Raw genomic sequence first — 16,421 nt, 5'->3', positions numbered from 1 at the left:
CCGGCGGGAGCGCTCAGCGCTCGAGCGTCGGGTCCCCGGAATCGACGGGTGTGAGCCGACGCCGCTCTGCCATCGGCTCGGACGCGGGCAGGCCGTGGGCGGCCGGGTCCGTCTCGGCGACGTGGCTCACGGCCTCGGGCGTGTGGTCCCCGTACTGCCGGTACTCCTTCACGCACAGCACCGGCTGATCGATCTCCTGCAGCAGCTCGTCCGAGACCGATCCCATGACGAACCGGCCGAAGCCGCCGCGGCGGCGCACGCCGATGACCACGATGGACGGGTCCAGCTCCGCGGCCACGTCCTTCATCTCCTCCACCGTGGACCGGCCGCGCGCGTACTGACGGAACTCGGCCGTCACGCCGGAGGCGTCCAACCGGGCCTGCACGCCGCGCTGCTGCTCCTCCGTGACGAGGGACTTGGTGCGGTGCTCGCCGCCGGGGCCCGCATTGACCACCACCACGTGCTCGCCGGTGGAGCGGGCGATGTCCAGGGCGGTGTCCAGAGCGGCGTCCGCGGCCTTCGAGGGGGCGTAGCCGACGAGGATGGTCATGGGGTGCCTCCGCGGGGTCGAGGGGACGGATCTGAGGTCAGCGTAGTGCGGGCCGGGCCCGCGGCGGAGGGGCTCAGCCCTCGCGCAGGTGGCGCAGGTGCGCGGCCACCGTCTGGACGGCCACGCGGGCCACGGTGCCGGTGAGGCCGGGGTAGATGCGCGGGGCCAGGTCCTCGGGCGTGATCGTCGCCGCCTCGGTCTCGGGCAACGCGGCCAGGGCGGCGCGGATCTGCTCCAGGCGGCCCTCGCGGTGGTGCCGGTAGTCGCGGGCGACGACGTCCAGCGGCTCCGGCACGGGCCCGTGCGCGGGCAGCACCGTGAGCGGGCCCGCCGCCTCGAGGCGGCGCAGGCTGGCCAGATAGTCGGTGAGGGTGCCGTCCGGGTGGTCGAGCATGGTGGTGCCCGAGCCGAGGATGGTGTCGCCCGTGATGACCGCGCCGTGCGCGCCCGCGTCCGGGACGGCGAACGAGTAGGAGTCCGAGGTGTGGCCCGGGGTGTGCCAGGCCAGCACCGGGGTGCCGGCGACGTCGATCCGCTCGTCCGGCGTCAGGACGGCGGCCCCGCCGCGGCACCAGTCCGGGTCCGCGGCGCGCACGGGCGCGCCCGTGGCCGCGTGGAACGCGTCCACCCCGCCGGTGTGGTCGGCGTGCCGGTGCGTCACCAGGATGAGCGCGATCCGGCGCCCCTCGGTCGCCGCACGCACGCGCTCGAGGTGGGCGGCGACGTCGTCCTCCGGGCCCGGGTCCACCACGACGGCCGCGTCCGAGTCCGGTGCGGCGACCACGTACGTGTTGGTGCCCGCGAGGGTCATCGGGGAGGGGTTCTGGGCGGTCACGCAGCGCACCAGCGGGGCGGGCGTGGGGCCGGGCGTGGCGGTGGTCGTCGTCATAGGCTCGAGTGTATGGAGAACCAGCAGACCGGCCAGGCCGCGGACCGCGGCACCATCGACACGCGCGAGGGGCTCACGGGCAACTACGTGCAGTCCGGGGCGGAGTTCACGCGGGACACGAACTACATCGCGGACCGGATCGTGGCGGATCCGGAGGCCGTGCGGGCCCTGCCCGTGGCCGAGCCGTCCACGGTCGGCCGCGTGGGCGGCGGGCTCACCGAGGGGGCCGAGGCGTGGCCCGTCGAGGCGGGCCGCTACCGGCTCGTGGCGGCGCGGGCGTGCCCGTGGGCGAACCGGACGATCATCGTGCGGCGCCTGCTCGGCCTGGAGGACGCGATCTCGCTGGGCACCCCGGGGCCGACCCACGACGAGCGGTCCTGGACCTTCGACCTCGACGAGGGCGGGAAGGACCCCGTGCTGGGCACCGAGCGGCTCCAGGAGAACTACTTCAAGCGGTTCCCGGACTACCCGCGGGGCATCACGGTGCCGGCGATCGTGGACGTGCCGACGGGCGGCGTCGTGACCAACGACTACCCGCAGATCACCCTCGACCTCTCGACGGAGTGGACCGCGTTCCACCGCGACGGCGCCCCGCAGCTGATCCCCGACGCCGGGCCGGAGCGGGACGAGATGTTGGAGGTGATCGAGCGCGTGTTCACCGAGGTGAACAACGGCGTGTACCGGTGTGGCTTCGCGGGCTCGCAGGAGGCGTACGACGCCGCGTACGAGCGGCTGTGGACCGCGATGGACTGGCTCGAGGAGCGCCTGACGACGCGCCGCTTCCTGATGGGGGAGCGGATCACCGAGGCCGACGTGCGGCTGTTCACCACGCTGGTGCGGTTCGACCCCGTGTACCACGGGCACTTCAAGTGCAACCGGAACAGGCTGACCGAGATGCCGGCGCTGTGGGGCTACGCGCGCGACCTGTTCCAGACCCCGGGCTTCGGCGACACGATCGACTTCGCGCAGATCAAGGAGCACTACTACGTGGTGCACGAGGACATCAACCCGACGCGCATCGTGCCCGCGGGCCCGGAGCTGGGGAGCTGGCTGATCGAGCACGGGCGTGAGGCGTTCGGCGGGGACCCGTGGGGCGGCGGCACCGCACCCGGGCCCGTGCGCGAGGGCGAGCGCGTGGACCCGGAGCACACGCCGCTGCGGTGACGTCGCTCGGCCCGGCCCGCAACGCGGGTTGAGTTATCGCGGGTGGCGCGGCTGGACACCCGCGATAACTCAACCCGCGTTGGGGTGCGGACCGGGTGAGCGCCAGGAGGACGCGGCGAGGATTGTTGAACAATCATCCTTCATGCCTCAAGATTGTGTGACCGGCACCTCAGCCGGGCCCGATCCGAGAGGACTGCACTGTGTCTCACGCGCCGCAGATCGACCTGAACTCCGACGTCGGCGAGTCCTTCGGCTCGTGGACGATGGGGGACGACGCCGCCATCATGCCCTCCGTCTCCTCCGCCAACGTCGCGTGCGGCTTCCACGCGGGCGATCCCTCGGGGATCGCCCAGACCTGCCGTGACGCGGTCGCCGCCGGCGTCACGATCGGCGCGCACGTGGGCTACCGCGACCTCGCCGGCTTCGGCCGCCGCTTCCTGGACTGCACGCCCACCGAGCTGGCCGACGACGTCCTCTACCAGATCGGCGCCCTCGACGCGCTCGCCCGCGCGGCCGGCGGCCGGGTCCGCTACGTGAAGCCGCACGGCGCCCTCTACAACACGATCGTCCGTCACGAGGCGCACGCCCAGGCCGTCGTCGACGGCGTCAGGGCGTTCGGCTCCGACCTCCCGCTGCTGCTCCTGCCCGGCTCCGTCGCCCTGGACAAGGCGGCCGCCGCGGGGCTGCGCGGCGTCGCCGAGGCCTTCGCGGACCGCGGCTACAACCCGGACGGCACGCTCGTCTCCCGCCGCGAGCCCGGCGCGGTCCTCCACGACGAGGACGACGTCGCCGCCCGCATGGTGCGCCTGGCCACCGAGGGCGTCGTCGCGGCGGTGGACGGCACGGACGTGCGCGTCGACGCCGAGAGCATCTGCCTGCACGGCGACACGCCCGGCGCCGTGGCCATGGCCGCGGCCGTGCGCCGCGCGCTCGAGGGCGCGGGCGTGTCCATCAAGGCCTTCGCATGAGCGCCCCATATCACCCCGCCGCCGAGCCGCCGGCCCGCCCGATCCGCTGGGTCGGCACCCAGGGCTTCCTCGTCGAGTGCGCCTCGCTCGAGGACGTCATGGCCGTCCACGCCCACCTCACGGCCCACCCGGAGCGCGGCCAGCGCCAGGTCATGGCCGCCGCCGCGACCGTCCTGGTGACCTTCACCTCGCAGGCCGCCGCCGAGCACGCCGCACCGCGGGTCAGCACTCTCACCCCCGACGCCGGTGAGGTGACGGGGGGTCGGATCGTCGAGATCCCCGTGGTCTACGACGGCGAAGATCTCGCCGAGGTCGGCCGGCTCACCGGGCTCGGCGTCGACGGCGTCATCCGGGCCCACAGCGAGGCCGACTGGTTCGCCGCGTTCGGCGGCTTCGCGCCGGGGTTCATGTACTGCGCCTCCGAAGCGGCCCCGTTCGAGGCGCCCCGCCGCAGCTCGCCCCGCACGGCCGTCCCCGCGGGCGCCGTCGCCGTCGCCGGGGCCTTCTCCGCCGTCTACCCGCGCACCTCGCCCGGCGGCTGGCAGCTGCTCGGGCACACCACCGCGGCCCTGTGGGACCTCGGCCGCGAGCAGCCCGCCCTGCTGCAGCCCGGCGACCGTGTCCGCTACGTCCCCGTGCGCCCGACGGCGTCCGTCACCTCCGGCACGGACGCGGCGGTCGACGCCACCCCGCCCGCCGACGCCGCGGCCGGCCTCCCGTCCGTGGCCGGCCGCCGCGGCGTCACCGTCGTGGACCCGGGGCTCCTGACCCTGGTCCAGGACCTGGGCCGCCCGGGCCTGGGCGACCTCGGCGTCGTCGCGTCCGGCGCGGCCGACCGGGACGCGGCACGCCAGGCGAACCGGCTCGTGGGCAACCGCTCACGCGAGGCGGTGCTGGAGACCGTCCTGGGCGGCCTCACCCTCACCGCGCACGGCCACCAGGTGATGGCCCTGGCCGGCGCCGAGGCCGGCGGGACGATCACCGCGGCCGACGGCGCCACGCGCCGGGTGCTCGCCCGCACGCCGTTCGTCGTGCTGGACGGCCAGACGCTGACGGTGGACGAGCCGGTCGGCGGCCTGCGCGTGTACGTGGGCCTCCGGGGCGGGATCGACGTGCCGCCCGTGCTCGGCAGCCGCTCGACCGACACCCTGTCCGGGCTCGGCCCCGCCCCGCTGACGGCGGGGGACCGCCTCGCCCGCCGCGTCGGCCCGGATGCGAGGGGCGCCGCCGGCGCCTCCGCCGCGCGCCCGACCGCCGCCGGCGCCCCCGCCTCGGCGGAGGCCGGCGTCGCGACGGTGGGGGACCCGGAGACCTCGCTGCGCCCCATGCCCGCGCCCGGCCAGGTGGCCGTGCTGCGCGTGGTCCCCGGCCCCCGCGACGACTGGTTCGGCGAGGCGGGCCTGGAGCGCCTGTTCACGCAGGACTGGGACGTGAGCCAGCAGACCGACCGGATCGGCGTGCGCCTCACGGCCCCCGACGACGGCGCGCCGCTCGAGCGCGTGCGGGAGGGCGAGCTGAAGTCCGAGGGCGCCGTGCGCGGCGCGCTGCAGGTGCCGCCCTCGGGTGAGCCCGTCCTGTTCCTCTCCGACCATCCGGTCACCGGCGGCTACCCGGTGATCGGCGTCGTGGCCCGCGCGGACCTCAGCCTGGCGGCCCAGCTGCCGCCGGGCGCCCGCGTCCGCTTCGTCCCCCATCCCCGCCCCGGCGCCGAGACCGTCGTCGACTCCGCATCGCCCTCCGAGGAGACCCCGCCCCGTCACGCGGGTGCTCATCGCCAACCGCGGCGAGATCGCCGTGCGCGTGGCCCGCGCCGCCCGCGACCACGGCATCGCGTCGATCGCCGTCTACTCGGATCCGGACGCCGACGCCCTGCACGTGGCCGTCGCGGACGAGGCCTTCCACCTGCCGGGCGCGTCCTCGGCGGACACCTACCTGAGGATCGACGCGGTCCTCGACGTCGCCCGCCGCGCCGGCGCCGACGCCGTGCACCCGGGCTACGGCTTCCTCTCCGAGAACGCCGACTTCGCGCAGGCCGTGATCGACGCCGGGATGACCTGGATCGGCCCGTCGCCGGACGCGATCCGCGCCCTCGGGGACAAGATCACCGCCCGCTCCCTCGCCCAGCAGGCGGGCGCCCCGCTCGTGCCGGGCTCGGACGGCCCCGTGCCGGACGCCGCCGCCGCGCGCACGTTCGCCGAGGAGCACGGCCTGCCGATCGCCATCAAGGCGGCCTTCGGCGGCGGCGGCCGCGGCATCCGCGTGGTGCGTGAGCTCGGCGACGTCGAGGACGCGTTCGAGGCGACCGTCCGCGAGGCCGTGGCCGCGTTCGGCCGCGGCGAGTGCTTCGTGGAGCGCTTCCTGGACCGCCCCCGCCACGTGGAGGCCCAGGTCCTCGCCGACGAGCACGGCCACGTGGCCGTGCTCGGCACCCGCGACTGCTCCCTGCAGCGCCGCAACCAGAAGCTCGTGGAGGAGGCCCCGGCGCCGTTCCTCACGGACGAGCAGCGCGAGCGCATCCACACCTCCGCCCGCGAGATCTGCCGCGCCGCCGGGTACACCGGGGCCGGCACGGTCGAGTACCTCGTGGCCCCGGACGGCCTCATCAGCTTCCTGGAGGTCAACACCCGCCTGCAGGTGGAGCACCCCGTGACCGAGGAGGTCTTCGGCGTGGACCTGGTGCGCGAGCAGTTCCGCATCGCCGCCGGCGAGCCGCTGAGCATCCCCGAGGACCCGACCCCGCGCGGCCACGCCCTCGAGTTCCGACTCAACGCCGAGGACCCGGCGTACGGCTTCCTGCCCGTGCCCGGCCCGATCGACGCGTTCGAGGCCCCCACCGGCCCCGGGGTCCGCATGGACTCGGGCGTCCGCACCGGCTCCGTGGTGCCGGGCGAGTACGACTCCCTGCTCGCCAAGCTCATCGTGTGGGGCGAGGACCGCGCCCAGGCCATCGCCCGCGCCCGCGACGCCCTGGCCGAGCTGCGCATCGACGGCGTGCCCACCGTGGTGCCGTTCCACCGCGCCGTGCTCGAGCAGGACGCCTTCACCTCGGGGGACCGCCTCGGCGTCTACACCACGTGGATCGAGTCCGAGTTCGCCGAGCCGCTGGCCGAGTCCCCCTACCTGGGCGCCGAGGTTCCCGCGGGCGGCCGCACCTCCGTCACCGTGGAGCTGGACGGCCGCGCCGTGCGCCTGGGCCTGCCCGCGGATCTCTACGCGGCCCTCCTCGGCGGCGGCGGTGCGGGTGCCGCGGCCCCGGCTGACGCCGCGGGCGCCGGGAAGCCCGACGACGACGGCGCCGTGGCCTCGCCGGTCACCGGCACCCTGGCCTCGTGGAAGGTCGAGGACGGCGCCGAGGTGGCCGAGGGTGACACGGTCGCGATCGTGGAGGCGATGAAGATGGAGACGCCGATCCGTGCCCCGCGTGCGGGCCGGATCCAGCTCCTCGTGGCCGAGACCCCGGCCTCGGTGACGCGCGGCCAGGCGATCGCCCGGCTGGGGGCGTGAGGGTGCCGACGCGCGACGGTGTCACCGGGGACGACCTCGCGCCCGGCGCCGGTGACGGGGAGTCCGCCCCGGCGCCGGCTCCCGTGGCCGCGGCCGCGCAGCTGCGGCAGCGGATCGCGGCGGCCGGGCTCGTGCCGGGGGAGCGGCTGGGGGAGGTGGCGCTGGCCGCCGAGCTCCAGGTCAGTCGCAACAGCCTGCGCGAGGCGTTCACCATGCTGGCCTCGGAGGGCCTCGTGGAGCGCCGGCCGCACCGCGGGGTGTTCGTGGCGGCGCCGGGTCCGCAGGACGTGCGCGGGCTGTACCGCACGCGTCGGGTGATCCAGCTCGGCGCCCTCGAGCACGGCGAGCTCACCCCCGGCGCGGCGCGCCACCTGCGCTGTGCCCAGGACCTGCTCTCCGGTGGCCCGGACACGCCCGCGCGGGTCCTGGGCGACGCCAACCATCGCGTCCACGTCGGCATCGTGGACCTGGCCGGCGCCCCCGAGCTCACGCGGCTCATGGCGTCGGTGCAGGCCCGCGTGCGCCTGGCGTTCCATCCGATGGACGAGCAGACGCGCCTGCACGTGCTGTTCGCGGACCGCAACCGGTGGATCGTGGAGCGGCTGCTGGCCGGCGACCTGCCCGCGGTGCACGCCATGTTCGGCGGCTACCTGGACGAGGCGGAGCAGTTCGTCCTGGCGCACCTCGCCGCCGTGGGGGGCTGACCGTCTCCCCGGGCCCCGGCGGTCACGGGACCTGGAACATCCGGTCCGGCAGGTCCGTGATGAGCATGTGCCCGGGCGCGTGCGTGATGGCCAGCGGCGGGCGGGACTCCATGATCGCCGCCTGCGGCGTCACCCCGCACGCCCAGAACACGGGCAGGTGGCCGTGCGGGACCTCGACGGCGTCGCCGAAGTCCGGTGCCGACAGGTCCGTGATCCCGAGGCCGGCCGGGTCGCCCACGTGCACGGGCGCGCCGTGCACCGCAGGGTAGCGGGAGGTGATGCGCACGGCGTCGGCCACGCGGTCGGCGGGGATGGGGCGCATCGAGACCACGAGCGGGCCTGAGAGGCGGCCCGCCGAGGCGCAGCGCCGCGTGGTGCGGTACATCGGCACGTTCACGCCGGCGTCCTGGTGGGCCATCCGGATGCCCTCGGCCACCAGGGCGGACTCGAAGGTGAACGAGCAGCCGATCACGAACGTCACGAGGTCGTCCCGCCACACGTCGAGCAGATCCGTGGGGCGGTCCGTCTCCACGCCGTCGCGGTACACCACGTACTGCGGCACGTCCGTGCGGACGTCGCCGTCCAGTGCGGGGCCGTTGACCTCGCCGGCCTCGAACACGCCGAGCAGCGGCAGGGCCTTGGGGTTGCGCTGGGCGAAGAGCAGGACGTCGTAGGCGTGGTCCTGCGGGATCGAGACGAGGTTCGCCTGCGCGTAGCCGTCGGCGATCCCCGAGGTCGGCCGCACGAGCCCCGCGCGGAAGCGCTCGCGGGCCTGCGCGGGGGTCGTGGCGCCGTCCAGCGGCGGCAGCGGCGTCGTCGTGGTCATCTCAGGCACCGGTGATCATCGTGACCATGGGGAGGAACCCGCGCACCGCGATGAACACGGAGACGATCCACGCCAGCGCACCGATCACGAGCAGCCACCCGGGGTAGCGGTAGCCGTGCAGCAGGTCGCGGCGGCGCCAGGCCACGTAGAGGAGGGCCGCGAAGCCGACCGGCAGGATCATGCCGTTGAACGCGCCGGCGAACACGAGCAGCGTCTGCGGGGCCTGGCGCAGGGCCAGGTAGAGGGCGGTGCAGACCACGATGAACGCGACGGTCAGCAGGTTGCGGGTGCGGACGCTCGTGGTGGAGCGGGTGACGAAGCTGATCGAGGTGTACGACGCGCCGATCACGGAGGTGACGGCGGCGGCCCACAGGACGATGCCGAACATGCGCAGCCCGATGTCGCCGGCGGCGGCCTGGAAGGCGGAGGCGGCCAGGCTGTCCTTGGCCAGGACCGCCCCCGAGGCGACGACGCCGAGGATCGCCAGGAACAGGAGGGCACGCATCAGGCCGGTCACGAGGATCGAGGCCACGGAGCTGCGGGTGATGTCCTGGACGTCGTCCACGCCCTTCACTCCGGAGTCGATCATGCGGTGGGCGCCCGCGTAGGTGATGTACCCGCCGATGGTGCCGCCCACGAGGGTGACGATCACGAAGAAGTCGACCTCCTCCGGCATCACGGACTGGCGCAGGGCCTCGCCCACGGGCGGGGCGGAGGTGATGGCCACGTACAGCATCAGCAGGATCATGACGGCGCCGAGCACCACCACGATCCGGTCCAGGGCCACACCGGCGCGCTTGGAGAGGAAGATCAGCAGCGCGATGAGGGCGGAGACGGCGCCGCCGATCAGGGGGTCGACGCCGAGCATGGCGTTCGCGCCGAGGCCGGTGCCGGCGATGTTGCCGATGTTGAAGACCATGCCGCCGAGGAACACGAGCGCGGCGAGGACCCAGCCGAGGCCAGGCAGGACGCTGTTGGCCAGCTCCTGGGCGCGCATGCCGGAGACGCCGATGACGCGCCACACGTTCATCTGGACGGCGACGTCGATGAGGATCGAGACCAGGATGGCGAACGCGAACGCGGCGCCCATCCGGACGGTGAACGTGGCGGTCTGCGTGATGAAGCCGGGGCCGATGGCCGAGGTGGCCATGAGGAACATGGCGCCGAGCAGTGCGGTGCGCCGGGTGGCGCTCGCGGCGCGGGAGTCGGTCTTCGGCGCGGTGCCCGAGGGGGTCGAGCCGTCCGGTCCGGCGTGGGGGATGTCTGCGTGGGACACGGTGGTCACCTTCGTCGAGGGCGCCAGGCGAGGTGACGGGCGTCACGAGGCGCTGGGGAGACGGTAGCTGTTGTTGAACAATCCTGGCAACAGGAAGAGCGAGTGTCGTGGCACCCCGTCCGAAGGAACGCCTCACCTGCCTGGCGCGCCCCGCCCCGCGCCGCGACCATGGAGACATGTCGCACACGTCTGAACAGTCCTCGCCCCTGGCCGATCAGCTCCCGCCGGGCGGTCCCGACGAGCCGCACGCCGCCGGCGGCGTGCATGCCCGCCTCAACTGGCTCCGCGCGGGTGTGCTCGGCGCCAACGACGGCATCGTGTCCGTCGCCGCCACCGTCGTCGGTGTCGCCGGCGCGACGACGGCGCTCACCCCGATCCTGCTGGCCGGCGCCGCCGCCGTGGTCGGCGGCGCCTTCTCCATGGCGCTGGGCGAGTACGTGTCCGTCTCCTCGTCCTCCGACTCGCAGAAGTCGCTGATCGCCAAGGAGCGCCGTGAGCTCGAGGAGGATCCCGAGGGCGAGCTGGAGGAGCTCGTGCAGCTCTACGAGGCGGACGGCCTGAGCCGGGCCACGGCCGAGGCCGCCGCGCGGGAGCTCACCGAGAAGGACGCGCTCGCCGCGCATCTGCGCATGGAGCTGGGCATGGCGGAGGAGGACGTCGTCAGCCCGTGGGCCGCCGCCGGAGCGTCCTTCCTCGCGTTCCTCGTGGGCGCGCTGCTGCCCTTCCTGACGGTCGTCCTGGCGCCGGTGGGCCTCCGCGTCCCGTTCACGTTCGGCGTCACCCTCCTGGCCCTCGCCGTCACCGGCTGGGTCGGGGCCCGGCTCGGCGACGCGCCCGCGCTGCGGGCGGCCGTGCGCGTCGTCCTCGGCGGCGCCCTGGCGCTCGGCCTGACCTTCGCGGTGGGCTCGCTGCTGGGGGCGTCGGTCGCCTGATCCACGCCGGAGGGGTGGGCCTGCCCCGCGCCCGTGGCCGCGCCGAGCCGTGACGAGCGGAGCGGCCCTGGGGGCCGAGGACCGTGCGCATACCACAGGCGCCCCCGCCGAGTTGAAGCGACGCCCACGGTTCGCGTAAGGTGGGACGGCGCACGCCGCGTTGTTCTCGTCGTTCCATCGGTCAGGTGACCGGGCGGACGGCGGGTCGGAAAAGCAACGCGCTCCCGCAGACCGGATCCCGGGACGTCCTCAGGACGGACCGGGGCTCACCGTCCACACCAGCGATCCCATAAGGAACTTCGGTTGGCTCTCACCCAGCCTGGTCCCCCTTTTCGAGAAGTCGCAGTAAGAGTGCGGTGTCCACACCCGGGGCGGGGCTCACAACAGGTGTCCGCGGACAGGTCCGCGGCTCGCCGCCATGCGGGTTCCGCCCGTCCTTTTACTACTACTTGCCACGAGGAGTGATCATGGCAGCTCACTGCCAGGTAACCGGGGCTGGGCCGGGATTCGGCCACAGCATCTCCCACTCGCACCGTCGCACCAAGCGCCGGTTCGACCCCAACATCCAGAAGAAGACCTACTGGGTCCCCTCCCTGCGCCGCAACGTCACCCTGACGCTGTCCGCCAAGGGCATCAAGACCATCGACGTGCGCGGTATCGACGCCGTCGTGGCGGACCTGATCGCGAAGGGAGTGAAGCTCTGACATGGCCAAGGACAAGGACGTTCGTCCGATCATCAAGCTGAAGTCCACCGCCGGCACCGGGTTCACCTACGTGACCCGCAAGAACCGCCGGAACAACCCGGACCGCATCACCCTGAAGAAGTACGACCCGGTGGTCCGCAAGCACGTCGACTTCCGAGAGGAGCGCTGAGATGGCCAAGAAGTCCAAAATCGCCAAGAACGAGCAGCGCAAGGCCATCGTGGCCCGTTACGCCGAGAAGCGTCTCGAGCTGCGCAAGACCCTCGTGGACCCGAACGCGTCGGACGAGGCCCGCGAGGCCGCCCGCCTGGGCCTGCAGAAGCTGCCCCGCGACGCCTCCCCGGTCCGCGTGCGCAACCGCGACGCCATCGACGGTCGCCCCCGCGGCACCTTCCAGCGCTTCGGCATCTCCCGCGTGCGCTTCCGCGACATGGCGCACCGTGGCGAGCTGCCCGGCGTGACCAAGTCCTCCTGGTGACCTGAGGCCCGGTCTCCGGGCGCTCGGCACCACCGCGACGGCGGCGTCCCTCCTCAGGAGGGGCGCCGCCGTCGTCGTGCCCCGGGGATGAGGGCCACCCGGGTCACGGGAAATCGCGGATTCTCGCGGTTCAGGGGGCGATTCGCCCGCGCAGAGGTGGTACGTTCACAACTGGCAGCCCGGTCCGAACGGCCCGGGAACCGTAACCGACGTCCCATAGGGAGGACCCATGGCCATGAACCGCAAGGAACTCGTCGCCGCCGTCGCCGAGCGCTCCGGCAACACCCAGGCCGCCGTCAGCGATGTGCTGGACGCCCTCTTCGAGGTGTTCACCGCCCAGGTCAAGAAGGGCGAGAAGGTCTCGATCCCGGGCTGGCTGGCCGTGGAGCGCACCGAGCGCAAGGAGCGGACCGGCCGCAACCCGCGCACCGGCGAGGAGATCACCATCCCGGCCGGCCACTCCGTGAAGGTGACCGCCGGCTCCAAGCTCAAGGCCGCCGCCTCCGAGTGATCCCGGTCGCGGTGCGCGTCCCCGGACCCACGCCGCACGCCGCAGGACGGGCGTCCCACCCTCGGGTGGGGCGCCCGTCGTCGTCTGCGGCCGCGTAGGATGGGCGGACGATCGTCCGGCCGACGTGGACCGGGGCCGTCAGGAGAGGAGTCGTGGCATGCGCAGCGCCGTCGCCGCCGCTCCGTGGGCCCCGGCCGGCCTCGAGGACGCCCCTCCGCGCGTCGTGCGTGGGCCGGCCCGTCTGGTCCGGGGCTGGGCCGGGGCCCTGGCGATGACCGCCCTGGCCGCGCTGTTCCACACCGCCGCCGAGCCCGGTCACGGGTTCCCCGAGGTCGGCGTGGTCGCCTTCGCGGCCGTCCTCGCCGCCCCGCTCTGCACCGCCCTGGCGGGCCGCGCCCTCTCGCTGTGGCGCACCGCCGCGGCCGTCGCGATCGCCCAGGGGCTGTTCCACGTGCTCTACGGGCTCGCCGCCGGCGGCCACGCCGTGGCGCCTGCCGCCGGCGTCGACCCGGCCCACCTCGGCCACGCCCGTCCCGGTGCCGGGGCCCTCCTGGCGCCGGGGGAGGCCCTGTCCAGTGCCCCCACCGGCCACCTGACCGACCTGCGCATGCTCGCGGCCCACGTGATCGCCGCGGTCCTCACCGTGCTGGTGCTGCGGCGCGGTGAGGCCCTCGTGCTCGCCATCGCCGAACGCGTGGTGGCCGCCGTCTGCCCGCCGCCGGCCGCGCACGGCCCCCTGCCGACGCCGGCCCGCCTCCGTGTCCCCGTCCCGCCGGTGCTCCGGCCGGCGACGTCCCTCGCCCTCCTCAGCTCTCCGGGGCGGCGCGGCCCGCCGTTCGCCCTCGCGGCCTGAGGACGCCGGCTCCGTCCGCGTCTCGAGGCCCGACCGCGCCCGACGACCCTTCGGAACGGTCCGCCCGCGACTCCCGTCCGGGACCGCGGCAGACCCGTGAGGACACCACCATGCATCACCAGACCGCCCCTGTCCGCCGCGCCGCTCGCGCCGCCGCCGGACTCACCCTGCTGCCTGCCCTCGTCGTCGCCGGAGCCGCCCCCGCGGCCGCGCACGACGAGCTCATCCGCACCGCCCCCGCGGTCGGCGAGACGGCCACGACGGCGCCGTCGGAGGTCTCCCTGACCTTCAGCGGCGAGCTGATCGACGGCGAGGGCATCCAGAACCTCCTGCAGGTCCGCGACGCCGACGGCAACCAGTGGCAGTCCGCTGCCGGCACCGTGGACGGCCCCACCTTCTCCGCGCCGCTGTGCGAGGGGCTGCCCAACGGCGACTACGAGGTCGCCTACCGCGTCGTCTACTCGGACGGGCACTCCGAGGAGCGCTCGTTCGACTTCGCGGTGGACGACCCGGCCGCACCGGCCGCCGGCACCGCGCCCCAGGGCTGCGGCACCGCCGTCGCCGGGGCCTCGACCGCCGCCTCCCCGGAGGCCACGGCAGGTCAGGGCGACGCCGCCTCGGCCGAGGCGACCGCGCAGGCGGACGCCTCCGACGCCGCGCAGCCCGCGGACACCGACGCGCTGCCCGCCTGGGTGTGGGTCGCCGGCATCGCCGGCCTGGCCGTGCTCGTCGTGGCCTTCCTCCTGATGGGCCGCCGCGCCCGCGCACTCGGCCACCTCGACGACGGCCGCTGACCTCTGATCCCCGGTCGGCCCCCTGAGGGGGCCGGCCCCGCCCTCGCGCGCCCGAACGCCCCGCGCGTCGTCGCGCGCCCGCCTGACAAGGAACCCCACAGACGTGACCACCACCTCCCCCCGCGCCCCTCGCCGCCTCGGCGCCGCCGCCGTGCTCGCCGTCGCCGCCCTCGGCCTGACGGCCTGCGCCGGAGACGACGCCGGCTCCGCCCCGAGCGCGTCGGACGCCTCGAGCGTCGCGCCGGCCACGGACGCCGCCCCGGCCTCGGATGCCTCGCCGGCCGCGTCCACCGCGGACGGCCAGGCCGCCGGCCTCACGATCACCGACCCCTGGACGAAGGCCACCGAGGAGGGCATGACCGGCTCCTTCGGCATGCTCGAGAACTCCTCGGACCAGGACCTGCACATCGTCGGCGTCCGCTCGGAGCTGGGCGAGACGGTCGAGCTCCACGAGATGGTCTCCGGCGAGGACGGCCAGATGGTGATGCAGGAGAGCCCCGACGGCTTCACCGTGCCCGCGGGCGGGAGCCTCGAGCTCGCCCCGGGCGGCAACCACGTGATGTTCATGGGCCTGACCGACCCGATCGAGCCGGGTGAGGACGTGACCTACGACCTCGAGCTGGAGGACGGCTCCACCCTCGAGGTCACCTCCGTGGTCCGGCCCTTCACCGGCGCCAACGAGTCGTACCACGGCGGCGAGTCCCACGAATCGGAGGACCATGCCGACCACTGACCCCGCCGTCCGGCCGGACGACCACCACGGGTCGGGCGGGCGCGAGGGCGCCCGCCCGGCCCCGGGGGGCCCCTCCCGCCGCGGCCTGCTCCTCGGGGCGGGCGCGGTGGGCGGCGGCCTGCTGGGCACGGCGCTCGGCTACGGCGCCGGCCACGCGTCGGCCTCGACCGCCCCGGGCGCGTCCGCCGCGCCCGGGGCGGGGGCCTCACCCTCCGAGGTCATGGGCGACACCGGCATCGAGGGCGACGTCGGCCGGGCCGGCTGGGCCGAGCCCGGCGGCCAGGCCGCCCGGGTGGCCGTCAGCTCGCCCGTGGGCACGGACACCGTGCCGTTCCACGGGCCGCGCCAGGCCGGCGTCGACACCCCCGCCCAGGCCCACGCCGTCTTCCTCGCCCTCGACCTGCGCGAGGACGCGGACCGGGTGCGCATCGAGCGGATGCTGCGCCTGCTCACCGACGACGCGGCGCGTCTGACCCAGGGCCGCGCCACGATCGCCGACACCGAGCCGGAGCTCGCCGCCGCCCCCGCGCGGCTCACCGTGACGTTCGGCTTCGGCCCGGAGCTCGTCCGCCGCGTGGCCCCGGACCGGGCCCCGGCCTGGCTGCGCCCGCTGCCGGCGTTCGAGCAGATCGACCGCCTGGACCCCGCGTTCAGCGACGGCGACCTGCTGCTGCAGATCTGCGGCGACGACCGGATGTCCGTGGCCCACACCCGGCGCATGCTCCTCAAGGCGGCCCGGCCGTTCGCCACCGAGCGCTGGGTGCAGGAGGGCTTCCGCTCCGCCCGCGGCGCCCACCCCACCGGCACCACGATGCGCAACCTCTTCGGGCAGGTGGACGGCACCGGCAACCCGGCGGCGGACACCCCGCACCTCGACCGCGTGGTGTGGGGCGTGGGCGCCGAGCAGGTGGGCGTCACCCCGTGGATCCCGGACGGCACGTCCGTGGTGATCCGGCGCATCGAGATGCTCATGGACACGTGGGACGAGCTCGACCGCCCGGCCAAGGAGAAGGTCATCGGCCGTCGCCTCGGCACCGGCGCCCCCCTCACGGGGGAGCAGGGGCACGACGAGCCGGACTTCGACGCCGTCGGCCCCACGGGCTTCCCGGTCATCTCGGACATCGCGCACCTGCGGCGGGCCCGTGGGGAGGAGCCCGAGTACGGGATGCTGCGTCGCGGCTACAACTACGACGACCCGCGCGGGGCGCTGGAGGCGGGCTCCGGCCTGATCTTCGCCGCCTACCAGGCGGACGTGGACCGACAGTTCGTCCCCGTCCAGGCCCGGCTCGCGGAGTCGGACCACCTGAACCTGTGGACCGTGCCCGTCGGCTCGGCGGTCTTCGCGATCCCGCCCGGCTGCGCCGAGGGCGGGTTCGTGGGCGACGCCCTGTTCGCCTGACCCAGGGGCCCGACGACGGCGGGGCCGCTCCCGTCGTCGCCGGGCGTCCGCATGCTTTGAGAGGATGGACCCCATGTCCGCCGCCACCGCCCCCGCCCGCGGCGGCCACGAGCATCCAGATCCCCCGGGGCCCGTCCC

General features: G+C 74.8%; 17 protein-coding genes and 1 pseudogene. 14 read left to right on the top strand and 4 right to left on the bottom strand.

Features of this window, described 5'->3' with window-relative positions:
• Positions 1-13 precede the first annotated feature (13 nt).
• Together CITRIK5_RS08145 and CITRIK5_RS08140 are read right to left on the bottom strand one after the other, a co-directional pair.
• Positions 14-550, bottom strand: coding sequence for a universal stress protein (locus CITRIK5_RS08145; RefSeq protein WP_049147497.1), 537 nt, complete (start codon positions 548-550; stop codon positions 14-16).
• A 73-nt stretch (positions 551-623) separates the two neighbouring features.
• Positions 624-1,439, bottom strand: coding sequence for an MBL fold metallo-hydrolase (locus CITRIK5_RS08140; protein WP_036338768.1), 816 nt, complete (start codon positions 1,437-1,439; stop codon positions 624-626).
• A 12-nt stretch (positions 1,440-1,451) separates the two neighbouring features.
• Between CITRIK5_RS08140 and CITRIK5_RS08135 the strand changes: the two genes are divergently transcribed.
• The 5 genes and pseudogenes from CITRIK5_RS08135 to CITRIK5_RS08115 all read left to right on the top strand — a co-directional run bounded on the left by CITRIK5_RS08135 (position 1,452) and on the right by CITRIK5_RS08115 (position 7,779).
• Positions 1,452-2,603 carry a glutathione S-transferase family protein gene (locus tag CITRIK5_RS08135; protein ID WP_123244315.1) on the top strand — a complete coding sequence of 384 codons (1,152 nt, stop codon included), beginning with the start codon at positions 1,452-1,454 and terminating at the stop codon, positions 2,601-2,603.
• A gap of 200 nt (positions 2,604-2,803) precedes the next feature.
• Positions 2,804-3,571: a LamB/YcsF family protein gene (locus CITRIK5_RS08130; RefSeq protein ID WP_060973977.1), complete on the top strand. Its 768-nt coding sequence runs from the start codon at positions 2,804-2,806 to the stop codon at positions 3,569-3,571.
• Positions 3,568-5,322, top strand: a pseudogene (locus CITRIK5_RS08125) (carboxyltransferase domain-containing protein); the annotation flags it as partial. The gene CITRIK5_RS08130 and the pseudogene CITRIK5_RS08125, both read left to right, overlap by 4 nt.
• 13 nt (positions 5,323-5,335) lie before the next feature.
• Complete coding sequence (locus tag CITRIK5_RS08120) at positions 5,336-7,075, top strand: biotin carboxylase N-terminal domain-containing protein (protein WP_201294448.1); 1,740 nt, start codon at positions 5,336-5,338, stop codon at positions 7,073-7,075.
• Positions 7,072-7,779 (top strand): GntR family transcriptional regulator, encoded by a 708-nt coding sequence (locus CITRIK5_RS08115; RefSeq protein WP_129866957.1) that lies wholly within the window; start codon positions 7,072-7,074, stop codon positions 7,777-7,779. The genes CITRIK5_RS08120 and CITRIK5_RS08115 overlap by 4 nt, the downstream gene beginning before the upstream one ends.
• 22 nt (positions 7,780-7,801) lie before the next feature.
• Here CITRIK5_RS08115 and CITRIK5_RS08110 read toward each other — a convergent pair whose 3' ends face one another.
• A complete protein-coding gene (locus CITRIK5_RS08110) occupies positions 7,802-8,614 on the bottom strand; it encodes a putative hydro-lyase (protein WP_144869266.1) in 813 nt (270 codons plus the stop codon).
• Positions 8,607-9,890 (bottom strand): NRAMP family divalent metal transporter, encoded by a 1,284-nt coding sequence (locus CITRIK5_RS08105; protein ID WP_144869263.1) that lies wholly within the window; start codon positions 9,888-9,890, stop codon positions 8,607-8,609. The genes CITRIK5_RS08110 and CITRIK5_RS08105 overlap by 8 nt, the downstream gene beginning before the upstream one ends.
• 167 nt (positions 9,891-10,057) lie before the next feature.
• On the opposite strand from CITRIK5_RS08105, the gene CITRIK5_RS08100 reads away from it, so the two are divergent.
• The 9 genes from CITRIK5_RS08100 to CITRIK5_RS08060 all read left to right on the top strand — a co-directional run bounded on the left by CITRIK5_RS08100 (position 10,058) and on the right by CITRIK5_RS08060 (position 16,283).
• Entirely contained in the window at positions 10,058-10,813 is a 756-nt protein-coding gene (locus CITRIK5_RS08100) for a VIT1/CCC1 transporter family protein (protein ID WP_144869260.1), read from the top strand.
• Between the two features lie 467 nt (positions 10,814-11,280).
• A complete protein-coding gene (gene rpmB, locus CITRIK5_RS08095; protein ID WP_002858335.1) occupies positions 11,281-11,517 on the top strand; it encodes a 50S ribosomal protein L28 in 237 nt (78 codons plus the stop codon).
• Between the two features lies 1 nt (position 11,518).
• Complete coding sequence (gene rpmG / locus CITRIK5_RS08090) at positions 11,519-11,686, top strand: 50S ribosomal protein L33 (RefSeq protein WP_002858336.1); 168 nt, start codon at positions 11,519-11,521, stop codon at positions 11,684-11,686.
• Position 11,687: 1 nt separating this feature from the next.
• Positions 11,688-11,993 (top strand): 30S ribosomal protein S14, encoded by a 306-nt coding sequence (rpsN, locus tag CITRIK5_RS08085; RefSeq protein WP_002858338.1) that lies wholly within the window; start codon positions 11,688-11,690, stop codon positions 11,991-11,993.
• A 229-nt stretch (positions 11,994-12,222) separates the two neighbouring features.
• Entirely contained in the window at positions 12,223-12,504 is a 282-nt protein-coding gene (locus CITRIK5_RS08080) for an HU family DNA-binding protein (RefSeq protein WP_002858339.1), read from the top strand.
• Between the two features lie 157 nt (positions 12,505-12,661).
• On the top strand, positions 12,662-13,357 hold the full coding sequence (locus tag CITRIK5_RS08075) for a hypothetical protein (protein ID WP_144869257.1): 696 nt from the start codon (positions 12,662-12,664) through the stop codon (positions 13,355-13,357).
• 110 nt (positions 13,358-13,467) lie between these two features.
• On the top strand, positions 13,468-14,151 hold the full coding sequence (locus tag CITRIK5_RS08070; RefSeq protein WP_123244347.1) for a copper resistance CopC family protein: 684 nt from the start codon (positions 13,468-13,470) through the stop codon (positions 14,149-14,151).
• A gap of 103 nt (positions 14,152-14,254) precedes the next feature.
• Positions 14,255-14,884 carry a copper chaperone PCu(A)C gene (locus CITRIK5_RS08065; RefSeq protein ID WP_036316813.1) on the top strand — a complete coding sequence of 210 codons (630 nt, stop codon included), beginning with the start codon at positions 14,255-14,257 and terminating at the stop codon, positions 14,882-14,884.
• Positions 14,871-16,283 (top strand): Dyp-type peroxidase, encoded by a 1,413-nt coding sequence (locus CITRIK5_RS08060; RefSeq protein ID WP_159833473.1) that lies wholly within the window; start codon positions 14,871-14,873, stop codon positions 16,281-16,283. Before CITRIK5_RS08065 ends, CITRIK5_RS08060 begins: the two co-directional genes overlap by 14 nt.
• The last annotated feature ends 138 nt before the right edge of the window (positions 16,284-16,421 follow it).

Source organism: Micrococcus sp. 116, assembly GCF_902506395.1.
Taxonomy (GTDB): domain Bacteria; phylum Actinomycetota; class Actinomycetes; order Actinomycetales; family Micrococcaceae; genus Micrococcus; species Micrococcus luteus.
Note: the sequence above shows the minus strand (reverse complement) of the source record. Positions and strands in the feature narration are given on the sequence as shown.

What these genes read in the sequence shown, in the direction of transcription:
- CITRIK5_RS08100 (WP_144869260.1), top strand. Translation starts at nt 10,058, where the DNA reads ATGTCGCACACGTCTGAACAGTCCTCGCCCCTGGCCGATCAGCTCCCG.
- CITRIK5_RS08145 (WP_049147497.1), bottom strand. Translation starts at nt 550, where the DNA reads ATGACCATCCTCGTCGGCTACGCCCCCTCGAAGGCCGCGGACGCCGCT.
- rpmB (WP_002858335.1), top strand. Translation starts at nt 11,281, where the DNA reads ATGGCAGCTCACTGCCAGGTAACCGGGGCTGGGCCGGGATTCGGCCAC.
- CITRIK5_RS08075 (WP_144869257.1), top strand. Translation starts at nt 12,662, where the DNA reads ATGCGCAGCGCCGTCGCCGCCGCTCCGTGGGCCCCGGCCGGCCTCGAG.
- rpmG (WP_002858336.1), top strand. Translation starts at nt 11,519, where the DNA reads ATGGCCAAGGACAAGGACGTTCGTCCGATCATCAAGCTGAAGTCCACC.
- rpsN (WP_002858338.1), top strand. Translation starts at nt 11,688, where the DNA reads ATGGCCAAGAAGTCCAAAATCGCCAAGAACGAGCAGCGCAAGGCCATC.
- CITRIK5_RS08060 (WP_159833473.1), top strand. Translation starts at nt 14,871, where the DNA reads ATGCCGACCACTGACCCCGCCGTCCGGCCGGACGACCACCACGGGTCG.
- CITRIK5_RS08135 (WP_123244315.1), top strand. Translation starts at nt 1,452, where the DNA reads ATGGAGAACCAGCAGACCGGCCAGGCCGCGGACCGCGGCACCATCGAC.
- CITRIK5_RS08140 (WP_036338768.1), bottom strand. Translation starts at nt 1,439, where the DNA reads ATGACGACGACCACCGCCACGCCCGGCCCCACGCCCGCCCCGCTGGTG.
- CITRIK5_RS08070 (WP_123244347.1), top strand. Translation starts at nt 13,468, where the DNA reads ATGCATCACCAGACCGCCCCTGTCCGCCGCGCCGCTCGCGCCGCCGCC.
- CITRIK5_RS08080 (WP_002858339.1), top strand. Translation starts at nt 12,223, where the DNA reads ATGGCCATGAACCGCAAGGAACTCGTCGCCGCCGTCGCCGAGCGCTCC.